The sequence below is a fragment of the Anaerosolibacter carboniphilus genome (genome assembly GCF_014205875.1).
GTDB classification, from domain to species: domain Bacteria; phylum Bacillota; class Clostridia; order Peptostreptococcales; family Thermotaleaceae; genus Anaerosolibacter; species Anaerosolibacter carboniphilus.
On the sequence record NZ_JACHEN010000001.1, the window covers coordinates 91,420 to 103,500 of the forward strand.

The 12,081-nt window shown below is 39.4% G+C and carries 14 protein-coding genes; 8 read left to right on the top strand and 6 right to left on the bottom strand.

Annotated features, from left to right (window positions below; translation table 11 throughout):
• The gene (locus HNQ80_RS00440) at positions 1 to 735 is read right to left on the bottom strand and encodes a CAP domain-containing protein (protein ID WP_184307040.1); all 735 of its coding nucleotides are present in this window, start codon (positions 733 to 735) and stop codon (positions 1 to 3) included.
• A 113-nt stretch (positions 736 to 848) separates the two neighbouring features.
• Complete coding sequence (locus HNQ80_RS00445) at positions 849 to 2,663, bottom strand: heme NO-binding domain-containing protein (RefSeq protein WP_184307042.1); 1,815 nt, start codon at positions 2,661 to 2,663, stop codon at positions 849 to 851.
• Positions 2,664 to 3,066: 403 nt separating this feature from the next.
• Between HNQ80_RS00445 and HNQ80_RS00450 the strand changes: the two genes are divergently transcribed.
• Both HNQ80_RS00450 and HNQ80_RS00455 read left to right on the top strand, forming a co-directional pair.
• Positions 3,067 to 3,492 carry a hypothetical protein gene (locus HNQ80_RS00450; protein WP_184307045.1) on the top strand — a complete coding sequence of 142 codons (426 nt, stop codon included), beginning with the start codon at positions 3,067 to 3,069 and terminating at the stop codon, positions 3,490 to 3,492.
• Positions 3,493 to 3,571: 79 nt separating this feature from the next.
• Positions 3,572 to 4,081, top strand: coding sequence for a hypothetical protein (locus tag HNQ80_RS00455; protein WP_184307046.1), 510 nt, complete (start codon positions 3,572 to 3,574; stop codon positions 4,079 to 4,081).
• A gap of 164 nt (positions 4,082 to 4,245) precedes the next feature.
• On the opposite strand, the gene HNQ80_RS00460 is transcribed toward HNQ80_RS00455, so the two are convergent.
• Both HNQ80_RS00460 and HNQ80_RS00465 read right to left on the bottom strand, forming a co-directional pair.
• On the bottom strand, positions 4,246 to 4,662 hold the full coding sequence (locus tag HNQ80_RS00460; protein ID WP_184307048.1) for a hypothetical protein: 417 nt from the start codon (positions 4,660 to 4,662) through the stop codon (positions 4,246 to 4,248).
• Positions 4,663 to 4,801: 139 nt separating this feature from the next.
• Positions 4,802 to 5,038 (bottom strand): alpha/beta-type small acid-soluble spore protein, encoded by a 237-nt coding sequence (locus HNQ80_RS00465; protein WP_184307051.1) that lies wholly within the window; start codon positions 5,036 to 5,038, stop codon positions 4,802 to 4,804.
• Positions 5,039 to 5,418: 380 nt separating this feature from the next.
• On the opposite strand from HNQ80_RS00465, the gene HNQ80_RS00470 reads away from it, so the two are divergent.
• From HNQ80_RS00470 to panD, 4 genes are read left to right on the top strand one after another with little or no spacing between them, the layout of a single operon-like run.
• Positions 5,419 to 6,285, top strand: coding sequence for a Rossmann-like and DUF2520 domain-containing protein (locus tag HNQ80_RS00470; protein WP_184307053.1), 867 nt, complete (start codon positions 5,419 to 5,421; stop codon positions 6,283 to 6,285).
• A 2-nt stretch (positions 6,286 to 6,287) separates the two neighbouring features.
• Positions 6,288 to 7,124, top strand: coding sequence for a 3-methyl-2-oxobutanoate hydroxymethyltransferase (gene panB / locus HNQ80_RS00475; protein ID WP_184307055.1), 837 nt, complete (start codon positions 6,288 to 6,290; stop codon positions 7,122 to 7,124).
• 17 nt (positions 7,125 to 7,141) lie between these two features.
• Positions 7,142 to 7,987 carry a pantoate--beta-alanine ligase gene (panC, locus tag HNQ80_RS00480; protein WP_184307058.1) on the top strand — a complete coding sequence of 282 codons (846 nt, stop codon included), beginning with the start codon at positions 7,142 to 7,144 and terminating at the stop codon, positions 7,985 to 7,987.
• Between the two features lie 4 nt (positions 7,988 to 7,991).
• A complete protein-coding gene (gene panD / locus HNQ80_RS00485; RefSeq protein WP_184307060.1) occupies positions 7,992 to 8,375 on the top strand; it encodes an aspartate 1-decarboxylase in 384 nt (127 codons plus the stop codon).
• A 94-nt stretch (positions 8,376 to 8,469) separates the two neighbouring features.
• Here panD and HNQ80_RS00490 read toward each other — a convergent pair whose 3' ends face one another.
• The gene (locus HNQ80_RS00490) at positions 8,470 to 9,330 is read right to left on the bottom strand and encodes a 2-oxoacid:ferredoxin oxidoreductase subunit beta (RefSeq protein ID WP_184307062.1); all 861 of its coding nucleotides are present in this window, start codon (positions 9,328 to 9,330) and stop codon (positions 8,470 to 8,472) included.
• Positions 9,330 to 11,063 carry a 2-oxoacid:acceptor oxidoreductase subunit alpha gene (locus HNQ80_RS00495; RefSeq protein WP_184307064.1) on the bottom strand — a complete coding sequence of 578 codons (1,734 nt, stop codon included), beginning with the start codon at positions 11,061 to 11,063 and terminating at the stop codon, positions 9,330 to 9,332. The genes HNQ80_RS00490 and HNQ80_RS00495 overlap by 1 nt, the downstream gene beginning before the upstream one ends.
• A gap of 238 nt (positions 11,064 to 11,301) precedes the next feature.
• Between HNQ80_RS00495 and HNQ80_RS00500 the strand changes: the two genes are divergently transcribed.
• Together HNQ80_RS00500 and HNQ80_RS00505 are read left to right on the top strand one after the other, a co-directional pair.
• A complete protein-coding gene (locus HNQ80_RS00500; RefSeq protein WP_184307066.1) occupies positions 11,302 to 11,583 on the top strand; it encodes a 2Fe-2S iron-sulfur cluster-binding protein in 282 nt (93 codons plus the stop codon).
• A gap of 74 nt (positions 11,584 to 11,657) precedes the next feature.
• Positions 11,658 to 12,023, top strand: coding sequence for a phage holin family protein (locus tag HNQ80_RS00505; protein WP_184307068.1), 366 nt, complete (start codon positions 11,658 to 11,660; stop codon positions 12,021 to 12,023).
• The last annotated feature ends 58 nt before the right edge of the window (positions 12,024 to 12,081 follow it).

The following is a 12,081-nucleotide window of genomic DNA, read 5'->3' on the forward strand; positions in this document are numbered from 1 at the left end:
CTATCTGCCTACGAACATTTGTGTACACATCTTGCCGTATTGGCCGCCTTCCTTTACACCGATGCCTATGTGGGTAAAATTAGGGTTTAAAATATTCTCCCGATGCCCTTGGGAATCCATAAGTGACTCATGGGCATTGGCTATGGATGGATTGCCAGCCAGGTTTTCTCCTGCGTAGATATATTTGATGCCATATTGCTTCATCATGTCAAAGGGACTTCCATAGGTAGGAGAATTATGGCTGAAATAATTGTTATCGATCATATCTTGGGATTTAAGTCTTGCCACCCTTGTGATTTCCATGTCTATCTTTAATGGATTCAGACCTTTTTTAACTCTTTCTGCATTTAGCAGGCGCAGCATATCTTCTTCATTGGGTGTAAGCTGAGTAATACTTTGCTGTTGACCTTCCATAGAAGGAGGGTCGATTTGAGGCTTTGCTTGTTTTGCTTCGATGGCGCCTACCTGTCCGTCATCTGTCTCTACCACATACCATTCCTCTGTGTCTCGAAGAACGTTGTATACGTTGCCTTTAGGAAGCTGCCGGATAATTGGATATTCAGCAGAATGACCTGTTCGAAGAGGGGCCTGATTGGCAATAATTTGGATTTTATCCACATTTCCTTTCTTAAAGATGGAGGATGCCTGTGGCGTGATCATAGGCTTCTGTTGGGCAGGTGCACAAGCAGCGAAAATCAGAACGCTCACTATGAAGATACTTAATATTTTTTTCATATTTTATCACCTCAATAGTATTATTTCCGACTTCCAATGAAACATGAATCGTCCGCACGGTACATCCGTAGCATATTATGGAAGGAAAAGAAAAAAGCGCAGATTTTCTGCACTTAGATTTTATATTTTTTGAGTTCGATTTTTAAATTGCTTGTTAAGGTTTCTAATTGATGGATGTAATCTGTTAAGTCCTTGATTCGATTGGAGTACTGAATAACGTTGGCGCTCATTTCCTGGGTGGCCGCAGAGTTTTGCTGGGCGATGGCGGCCAGAGAATGGATGTTTTGGAATACATCTGAAATCTGTTTGGTTTCTATAGATAAAGCTTCTACCAAGTGAACAATTTGATTGGATACAAAGGTGATTTCGTTTGTAGCCTTTTCGTTATCGGAGGCGACAGCGGCCAACGTTTTGTTGCTTTCTTCCAAACGATGAAATTGATTCGTAACCTGTTCTACCATGCCTTTCACATCAGATGTAAAAATCTGAAGGCTTTGGTTAATGGTTTTTACAGCATCCTTGGAATTCTCAGCCAGCTTTCGTATTTCTTCAGCTACTACGGTAAACCCCTTGCCCATTTCGCCAGCGCGAGCAGCCTCAATGGCAGCATTTAGTGCAAGTAAATTGGTTTGGTCAGATATTTGTTCCACGGTGGTGACGATGTCTATGATGCTTTGAGCCCGGTTGGACAAATCATCACCCTGGGCATTTACCTTTGCAAAATCATCCTTCATGTGGAGGAGCATTGCCGCTACACCTTGGACTTCTTGAAAAGAGGTTCGTATATCTCCTACAGCTTTCTCAAGTTGTTTCTTGCTTCCCGCTTCTTGTTCAGCCAACTTATTCAAATGATCGATATTATCGTTTAATATATAAACGGATCGTTCAGTTTCTTCTGCTTGATGCATGGCACCACTAGCAACCTCTTGCACCAAATCGGAAATGCCATCGGATACACCTTTCATTTCCTGAGCGATCTCCGAAAACTTTACGGTGAAATTATACATATCATCGGTGCCGCCCTTAAGAAATAAAAAGTCTTTCTTTACTTTTGTTTTCATATCGTTCATTTGATTCAAATAATCCTCAAAATTATCCCCTGTTTTGATTTGCGAACTGTTGGCAAAATCTAAGTCAGATAACATATCCAATTCGTTTTTGATGGAGCGAATGGGGGCGAGCAACAGGGTACTGACGACCAAGGTTATAACGAATACAAAGCCTAGAAGAAGTACGGTGTTTACAAATGGATTGTTACCTATTTTGATATAGGGAATGATCACGGAGAGCAAGGTAACGGCAGCTGCAATTTTAAATGGAATGCTCTTTACAAAACCAAAAGAAAGCAGGCGATTAACGGGATAGTTGGTAATCTGACGGTTATCCTTTTCTAGTTTAATTTTAATTCTTAAATAAGCTCTACCATCGGAATATGTACCTTTTTCAAGTATTTCTGTTTCGATTTTTTCCTGAAAAAACCCAGCACTGCCCTCTAACAATCCTAAGAAGTAATCGAACATCCCTCGTTTTGATTCATAAAGGATTTCGATTTCTTTTTCCCCAATTTCAGTTGCGATCAGTCTAGGTGGTTGTGCACCCTTAATCATTTTTGTCAATTGTGCATGCACATCATCCATCATCATGAGGAAGCCTTTTAGACTAAATCGTTCAAAATAGGAAGGAAACCAGGTTCTGAAGGTCTCAATATTGCTTCTTCCGATCTCTCGCCAGACTTCACCAGCAGATTTACCGACAATTTTTGCCACTTCATCTATAAGAGCCTTTGGCTCATGGTCAGGAATATCTTCTAAAGGGGTAATTACGCGATCTACTTCCCAGTCGATCTTTTGTCCAGCTTTTTCAACGGTAGATTTGCCGTAGAGCTTTTCTAAGCTTTTGATCCATGTAGATACTACTGTACCCTTCATATGTTGTCCTCCTTAAGGAAAGAAAGTTGTCCATGTATTATGTGTACACATATATTATAGTACATATTTCATAGGACAACAATCGACAGATAGAAGATATTACATAAAATTCAAAAAACTATGTATAAAATGAATAGAGCTGGAAATAATGACATTAGAAAAGTACATTCGATTTAAAAGTCAAATGACTTTTAAATACACCTTATTCCCACCCACAACTCATCAAAGGAAGAGGCAGCTTATCGGGCTGTCTTTTCCTTTTCAAGATGATTGTTATAAATGAAGGAATGTGATACAATTTACTAAAATCAGAGGATAAGCTGAAGATATATTTCAAAAATCCAAGAGAAACATGAATCTTTCAGTTTCTTAAATAATACATATGAAAGACGAGGGATGCTGTATGAGCTATATTCGAGATGGAAAAAAGCAATATGCATTTGATGAATTGTCTAAGCTGATTAAAGACAATACAGAGTTTGATGTAACCATGGATATTTCTACCCGGACAAAGCGAGAGGATGTACTTGCCTTTATTTTGCAATGCGATGCGGAGGCATTAAAGAAGGATTTGGAAGAAGAAGGGCTGGAATTGGACATTGATGAAGATGAGGAAGCCTTTGTCTCAGAATTGATGAACAAGGCCGATGAATATGCCGTTGAGATTGAAGAAATATTGCCTGAAGATCTACTGGCATACTATTATGCTTATGAATATGACGAGGATGAGAGTGTAATCAAGACGATTTTGGTGGTTTCCTTCGAATCCCTTGGAGAGCTAAAGCTAAGGGATGTAGGCAATCGATTGATTACTGTGGTTGGAGATTAAATATTTATTCCATAAATGAGGAAAGCTATAGAGAAATGATTCTCTGTAGCTTTTTATATTGTACAGAAAGGAAGCCTCCATGAAAAGATTTTATATACTAGTGGCTATGATTATGCTTTTGATCTATCTAGGAATGACCATGAATATCCAGAGCCTTTATCCAGACCAGGATCAACTCGCCAATATGTATCTCCGAGCTAAAGAGGATGAGGCTTATTTCATGGAAATCAAAAAAGAGATATGGAACATCTTAGAAGTGCAAACAAGCAACACAATAAAGAAGAATTTAAATGGATATATGAAAAACATTGCCAAGGTATATCGAGATGATAAAACAAGGGATTATGCACTGTTAAAGGAAGCTTTGCAGAACGAATGGAGAGAATATAGCTATCAACAGCTGAATTATAAGGTGGATATTTACTATCCTACTCCAGATGGTATTTGGGTTCGAGCACTTAAGGTGTACTCTCTGGAAAAGGACAACGCCATCATAGGCCATGGAAAAGAGGTTGAGGATTTACTGTTTATAAGGGAGAAGGGAAGATGGAAGATAAAGACGTCGAAGAAGATTAGCGAATTAATATAGATGTGTGACTATGAAATTAGAAAGTCATCCTTTGCGCTTGAATATGCTTAGAGATAATAAGCGTTTAAGGATACGTATCTATATAAAAACATAAACAAAAGCATTTCAGCTTAAATAAGTGAAATGCTTTTGTTTGTTGTAATATATATGTAAAGGAGGAGTGCTTACTGGTAGATTACTTTCACATCATATCGGGCGGTGTCATCAGCAGCGCTGGTTTCTAAGATAATAGGCGAAACCAGCATATGATCTAATGGCTGACGATCAGGTATAGATTCTTTCAGTGTGATGTTAAAAATGTAGCCATAATTGTCTTTCTTAACTTTAATATCCTTAATCAAGTGTTCTTGATGATCTCCTAAGCTAATTAAAATAAAGCTGCCACAGGTAAACTGATTCTTATAAATGCCTGTACTTCCTTGGGTAGTTTGGATCCATTCCTGTACCTCAGGCTCAAGCTGCTTCACATCATAAATAATCTTAAAATCCTTCATATTACTGGTCAATTCATCTTCAGTACAACCAATGAGTCCAAACATACTAATCATGCCCAGAATAAAAAACAGCAATAACTTCTTCACGATAATACCCCCTACGTCGTTCCCCCACATATATAGACGTAAAAAAAAGGAAAAAGTTGCATTGTTTTTATAAATATATAAAAATTTTTTTACCGATAAAAAGGACACATTGTTTGTGTCCTTTTTATCGAAATTTCCATTAATCTAAATCCTGGGGGAGCTGATCGCTTGTATATACCATACCGTTGGATGCATTTTCAACCAGTCGCTTGGTTATTTCGCCACCAAGCTGTCCACCCATTTGTCCTGCTTGCCTGGACGTGATTTCGCCTCCAAAGCTTTTATTGGTTATGTCCATATGAAGTTCTCCAGCAATTTCTGCCTTAAATTCATTCAGCGCAGCTCGGGCTTCTGGTACCATTGGTCGTCTTGTCATGTATTTCACCTCTTTTCTTATAAGCTATAAAAACTACTATTAGTATGGGCAGACATATTCCACAGTATTTTGGAAAATAGTAGAAAAAATTAGAAAAATTCTTTGTTGTAGGATAAATTTGAATGTGTTAGAATAAGCGTGGATAGTATCGAAAGAGCTATACCGTTGTTATAGATCGTCAAGATAATCAAAAAGATGAATTCTGCTCTGAGCCAATAGGACCGAGACAGGAAAGGTAAGATGGATGATAATGCCTTTTTGTGTGATGCTCAGAAAGGCTTTTTTTGTTGCCTTTTTGGGAAAACTAAGATCACACTCCTCTGTTTTGTTATGCTTGCAGTGGAGTGTGATTTCTACTGTAAGGAAAAGGAAGTGAGGAAATGAAATTTGGATTTATTGGAGCTGGAAAGGTTGGAATAGCCTTTGGCATGTACCTCAGAAAAAAAGGCTTTTCGATACAGGGTTATTTCAGTAGAAATCACATCTCTGCTCAAATTGCCGCAGAAAAGACAAATAGCCAGGCATATAAGAAAGTAGAACAGTTAATTTCTGAAATAGATTTTTTGTGGATTACCACACCCGATGACGAGATTCAAGCTGTGTGTAATCATCTGGCAGAAAGGAAGCTTTTTCGGGAAGGGCAGATCGTTGCCCATATGAGCGGTGCAGCACCTTCTATTCTCTTAAAGGAGGCACAGAAACGAGGCTGTCATATTTATTCCATTCATCCACTACAGTCCTTTGCTGAAATAGAGAAGGCTTTGAAAGACTTAGAGAGTACTTATTTTAGTATTGAGGGTGATCTTGAAAAAATGCACCTTATAGAGGCATTGTTTAAAAAGCTTGGGAATCCAATTTTTAAAATTGCAACAAAATACAAGGCATTGTACCATGCAGCTGCTTGTGTATTCTCAAATTATCTAGTGACGTTGGTAGATGAAGGATTGCATTATTTGGAGCGGATAGGTATTGATCAAGAAGAGGGTTTTAAGGCAGTGCTTCCCTTGATGATGGGTACACTACATAATATAGAAGCCATGGGAACAGCCAAGGCCTTGACTGGTCCTATTGCCAGAGGCGATCAGCTTACTATAGAAAGCCATATAAGGATTTTAGAAAATCAAATGTCTGAGTCCGTGGCTTTTTATAAAAGAATGGGTCAAATGACCTTGGATGTGGCATCGGTGGAAAAATTAAAGGATAAAGAGAAAATAGCAGCTTTAGAATATATATTGAAAGAGGTGTAAATATGACTGGAAAAAAATTTACTACATCGTCATTTATAGAAGGGAAAAAGAAAAATGAAAAAATTTCAATGCTCACAGCCTATGACTATTCTACAGCAAAACTATTGGATGAGGCTGGTGTGGACAGCCTTTTGGTAGGAGATTCACTGGGAATGGTGGTGTTGGGGTATGAAAATACCCTGCAGGTGACTGTGGATGATATCATTCATCATTGTAAGGCAGTGGCAAGGGGAGCCAAAAGAGCCCTGATCATCGCGGATATGCCATTTCTTTCCTATCATGTCAGTGTAGAAGAAAGTGTACGAAATGCTGGACGAATGATTCAGGAGGGCAATGCCCATGCAGTAAAGCTAGAGGGGGGAGAAGAAGTTGTAGATAAAGTAAGGGCCATTGTACGAGCACAAATTCCTGTGATTGGACACTTGGGTCTGACGCCTCAATCGGTGAACCTTTTTGGTGGCTTTAAGGTACAGGGGAAAAGTGAAGAACAGGCGAAAAAAATGATCCAAGATGCTTTGTTACTTCAGGAAGCAGGAGTCTTTGCCATCGTATTAGAGTGTGTGCCGGAAGCTTTAGCAAAACTGATTACGGAGAAGTTGAGCATTCCAACCATAGGGATTGGAGCAGGTAAATATTGTGATGGGCAGGTATTGGTAACTCAGGATATGCTGGGTATGTTTTCAGATTTTAAACCAAGATTTGTAAAGCAGTATGCTCAGTTAGGAGAAAATATGAAAATAGCGTGCAAGCAGTATATAGAGGAAATGAGAACCATGGAGTTCCCTGATAAGGAGCATACCTTTGCCATGGATGAGGAAGTGTTGTCAAAATTGTATTAAGCATGGGAGGAGAGGCAATGAAGATCGTTGAAACGGTTGAACAGGTTAGAGCAGAAGTAGCCAAAGCTAGAAAGGGAGGAAACAAGATAGGATTTGTACCCACCATGGGATATCTTCATGAGGGACATGCCTCTTTGATTCGAAGAGCAAAGGAAGAAAATGAATTTGTGGTAGTAAGTATTTTTGTAAACCCTACCCAATTTGGTGTTGGTGAGGACTTCGAAACCTATCCCAGGGATTTGGCACGGGATAGTGATATTGCAGAACAGGCAGGGGCTAATGTCATTTTCCATCCTACCGTGAAAGAAATGTATCCTTCAGAGTATAAAACCTACATAGAAGTAGAGGACATTACTGCTAAGCTATGCGGGACATCTCGACCAGGACATTTTAGAGGTGTAACAACGATTGTGAGCAAGCTTTTCCATATGGTGAAGGCAGATCGAGCTTATTTTGGACAAAAGGATGCGCAACAGGTGGCTGTGATTCAGCAAATGGTAAGAGACTTGAACATGGATATAGAGATCATTCCTTGTGCCATTGTAAGGGAAGCCGATGGACTGGCCATGAGCTCAAGAAATACTTATTTAAGTCCAGCGGAAAGAAAGGCAGCGCTAATATTGTCACAATCCCTCTTTCAGTCTGAGGAAATGATTAAAAATGGAGAACTTGATGCAAGAAAACTAAGAAATTGGATCAAAGAGAAGATTCAATGTGAACCTTTGGCGAAAATAGATTATGTAGAAATTGTTAATGGAGTGAACTTGGAGGAGATCGAAGAAATCAAGGGTGATGTCCTCATTGCACTGGCCGTGAAAATAGGGAAGACAAGGCTTATTGACAATATACGCTTGGAGGTATAAACCAATGATGCTAAATATGTTTAAATCAAAGATTCATCGTGCTACGGTAACGGAGGCAAATCTTAATTATGTGGGAAGTATTACAATAGATAAGACCCTTCTAGATGCAGCAAATATTCTTCCAGGAGAAAAAGTGCAAATTGTAAATAACTATAATGGTGCCCGCCTAGAGACCTATGTGATCGAAGGGGAGGCCAATAGTGGCGTGATTTGCTTAAACGGCGCAGCTGCCAGATTGGTGCAGCCAGGGGATAATGTAATCATTATCGCCTATTGCTGGGTGAGTCCTGAAGAAGCAAGAGCTTTAAAGCCGAGCATTGTATTTGTGGATGAAGAGAATAGAATTCTTGAATTGGCAGAGATTGAAAAGCATGGAGATATTAAATAAAGGATGTGTACCTAAGTGCATAGGAAAAAATCGTAGGGACGTGCATTGCACGTCCATTTTGTTAATATCTAGGAAATTATGGTCTTTAATTTCCTTACATAAAATCCTCCATAAGCTCATCAAACTTATGACGGATGTCAAGATCCTGTTCAACCACGGAAGTACCTCGCTCGCCAGGAAGCTTGCTGTAATAATCAGGATTGGTATTTTGATACAGAATGCCTGTGAAGAGGCCGTCTGTTTCGATATATTTGTTCATGGCTTTTTGAAAGTCTCCAATAGCATGATTTGGTTCATCATCCAGATTGACCAAATGATCTCTAAACCATTGATAAGTATTGGTCTTATTAAAGGTCACACAAGGGCTAAAAACATTGATAAAGGAGAAACCCTTATGCTGAATGGCTTTGATGATGATATCCACCAGCTGATCCTGATAGGCAGAAAAGCCTTGGGCCACAAAGGTTGCCCCTGCAGCTAGGGCTAAGATTCCTGGCTTTATTGGTGTCTCGATGGAGCCATAGGGGGTGCTCTTGGTGACAAAGCCCGTCTGGCTTAATGGTGATGTATGCCCTTTTGTAAGACCATAGATCTGGTTGTTCATGACGATGTATGTCATATCAATATTTCTCCGAAAAGCATGGATGGTATGGGCTGTGCCAATGGCGAAACCATCCCCGTCGCCACCAGAGGCGACGACAGTAAGCTTAGGATTCACAAGCTTGATGCTTTGGGCTACAGGTAGAGATCTTCCATGAATACTATGAAAGCCGTAGGCATTCATATAGCCTGAGATCCGTCCAGAGCATCCGATACCAGAAACAACGGCTAGATTATGGGGTTCAATATCCAGATGAGCCGCTGCTGCCTGTAAGGAACGAAGCACTGAGAAATCTCCACAGCCAGGGCACCAAGTGGGTGTAGTTTGATTGCTATAATCTTTTGCAGTTCCCATTATATCAGCTCCTTGATCTTATTATGGATTTCTTCATATTTAAATGGTGTACCATCGTATTTTAAAAGGCTTTCTATTTTATCATGGAAGCCCACTTCTTTTTTGATGATGGATGCCAATTGACCGGTAGCATTCCCTTCGATGACCAGTATTTTCTTATATTTAGAACATAATGCCTCCAATTGTTTCACAGGCATAGGTTTAATCATCTTGAACATACCATAGGCCACAGGATGTTGTCCTTCCTCCACTACCCGTCGAATCATCCCATAATTTGAACCGATGGAGAGAACCAACAAATCACTTTCCAGTTGACCATAAAGATCTATATGTTCCAGATCTTTTAATCCCTGGAGCTTATCTAGTCTCTTATCCATCATCTTTTTACGGTTTTCACTGCCCTCAAAGGGTTTACCGGCTTCCATGTGTTCTATGCCAGTTATATGATGCATACCAAAGGGTTGTCCTGGAACGGCTCTGGGAGATATACCATCGGCTGTAAAGGCAAATCGCTTAAAGGGAAGGTTCGTTTCTGCAAGCTCCTCTGATTTCAGCAATTTTCCCCGGTTAATTTGAATTTTTGAAGAATCCAACGTATCTATAGTCTGTCGGGATAAGCCTAAGTGAAGATCACTTAATATGAACACAGGGCATTGATATTGTTCTGCCAAATTGAAGGCCCATATGGTTTGATAAAAGCATTCTTCAACCGTATATGGAGAGACGATAATCGTCGGGATTTCGCCATGGGCACCATAATATAGGAAATCAATGTCACTTTGCTCATGTTTTGTAGGTAATCCTGTACTAGGACCACCTCGTTGCACATCTATAATCACCACAGGGGTCTCTGTCATACCCGCAAGGCCAATACCCTCCATCATTAAGGAGATTCCAGGGCCTGAAGTTGCTGTCATGCTCCGTACCCCACCATAAGCGGCACCCATCGTCATGGTAATGGCAGAGATTTCATCTTCTGTTTGAATCATGATTCCATTATAGCTGGGAAACTTTTTGGTTAAGTATTCCATGATCTCAGAGGAAGGCGTAATGGGATATGCTGCCATGAATCGACATCCAGCCATGAGGGCGCCAAAGCCAATGGCTTCATTGCCAATCATAGATGCTCTTTTTTCATTGTCTTGAGCAGGTTCCAGGGTATATTGCTGTGAAATAGAATGATGCTGTAGAGGAAGTTCATAGCATGCCGTTAGCACCTTCATATTGTTGGCAACGATTTCTTCTCCTTTTCGCTTGAAATTCTTTAAGACTACGTTGGCGATGGACTCCAATGGAACATGAAACAGCTGTCCAAGGAAGCCTATAATTCCTGTGTTTTTCATGATCGTATTGCCATATTGTTTTGCAATGGTTGTGAAAGGGATGGGGAGAATCGTATAGGATGACGGATCGATGGATGCGAGGATTTCTTTTACGGAGATGATGTCATCATAGATAAGTAAACCACCCTTTTTTAGTTTTGGAAGATTTATTTTGATGGATTCTTGATCAGCGGCGATCAAAATATCTAATGAATCTTCACAACTCAATATTTTATGTCTATGTATATCAATGACATAGTTTGAATGTCCACCCTTTATTCTAGAAGAAAAGGTTCTATAGCCAAATGCATAATAGCCTGCTTGAGAAAGGGCACGGATAAGCGTATCCCCAACACTGACGATTCCTTCGCCTTGGATACCGCCAAGCATGAGGGTTATTTTTTTTGCCAAAATTACCACTCCTCTGTTGAATTTTGATATCTAGTGAAAACAAATTGACATAGTCAATTTATTTCTAGATTATATATACCTATGAAGATACCTGACGAATCAGAAAAAATAATTCCATTTGTATTATATGTGCTCCCAATGAATTTATTAATTAGGCAGAGGAAATATATTACAGTTTATTGACTTGGAAAAGTGGCTATATAATCTATAGTTGATTTTGATAAGAGGAGGAATGATGATGCGTATAAAGGTGAAATTTCATAAATCTGAAAAGGAAACCATGGTTTATCGGAATACAACGATTCTAGAGGCCATTTTAAAAGAGGATATTGATCATCATCATGTATGTGGAGGCAATGGGTTTTGTGGTACATGTCGATGTAAGATATTGAAAGGGCAAGAAAACTTAAGCAATCCGAATCAAAAGGAATTGGCAAAGCTGGGAGAAGCAAACCTAAAGAAGGATTTGCGCTTGGCTTGTCAAGCTTTGGTGCAAGGTGATATTTCTGTGGAAGTATAGTTGCATTGAAATGTATACATAAAAAGAGGTCAAGGGGAGAATAATGTTTATATACAAATATGGAGGTGTAATCAATGGTTGAAAAAAGAACAGAAGAAGGACGACTAAACATAGGACAAATGCTTGTAAGAATTCTGGTTTCCATGATCGTACTTGCAGTTGTAGCATTTTTTACCCCTTATTTTTCGATAAGAGGATTTGTACCATTGCTTTTGGCTGCAGTAGTCATTGGTGTATTGGATTATTTGATTGAAAGGTTTACAGGTTTTGATGCAACACCTTTTGGCAGAGGAGTTACAGGATTTATTGTGGCAGCAATAATTATTTATCTAACAGGATACTTGGTGGCTGGTGTAACCGTAAGCTTTTTGGGTGCCATCTTGGCAGCTCTGGCTATCGGTATTGTGAACATGATTATTCCTGGAAGAAGTGTAATGTAAAAAACGCTTAGATTTCTAAGCGTTTTTTACAAGTAGAACTGTAGTAGGAATTTAACAA

Coding starts and splice junctions, on each gene's coding strand:
- HNQ80_RS00470 (WP_184307053.1), top strand. CDS start 5,419: ATGAAATTTGGATTTATTGGAGCTGGAAAGGTTGGAATAGCCTTTGGC.
- HNQ80_RS00465 (WP_184307051.1), bottom strand. CDS start 5,038: ATGACAAGACGACCAATGGTACCAGAAGCCCGAGCTGCGCTGAATGAA.
- HNQ80_RS00455 (WP_184307046.1), top strand. CDS start 3,572: ATGAAAAGATTTTATATACTAGTGGCTATGATTATGCTTTTGATCTAT.
- HNQ80_RS00490 (WP_184307062.1), bottom strand. CDS start 9,330: ATGGGAACTGCAAAAGATTATAGCAATCAAACTACACCCACTTGGTGC.
- panD (WP_184307060.1), top strand. CDS start 7,992: ATGATGCTAAATATGTTTAAATCAAAGATTCATCGTGCTACGGTAACG.
- HNQ80_RS00450 (WP_184307045.1), top strand. CDS start 3,067: ATGAGCTATATTCGAGATGGAAAAAAGCAATATGCATTTGATGAATTG.
- HNQ80_RS00440 (WP_184307040.1), bottom strand. CDS start 735: ATGAAAAAAATATTAAGTATCTTCATAGTGAGCGTTCTGATTTTCGCT.
- panB (WP_184307055.1), top strand. CDS start 6,288: ATGACTGGAAAAAAATTTACTACATCGTCATTTATAGAAGGGAAAAAG.
- HNQ80_RS00445 (WP_184307042.1), bottom strand. CDS start 2,663: ATGAAGGGTACAGTAGTATCTACATGGATCAAAAGCTTAGAAAAGCTC.
- panC (WP_184307058.1), top strand. CDS start 7,142: ATGAAGATCGTTGAAACGGTTGAACAGGTTAGAGCAGAAGTAGCCAAA.
- HNQ80_RS00505 (WP_184307068.1), top strand. CDS start 11,658: ATGGTTGAAAAAAGAACAGAAGAAGGACGACTAAACATAGGACAAATG.
- HNQ80_RS00500 (WP_184307066.1), top strand. CDS start 11,302: ATGCGTATAAAGGTGAAATTTCATAAATCTGAAAAGGAAACCATGGTT.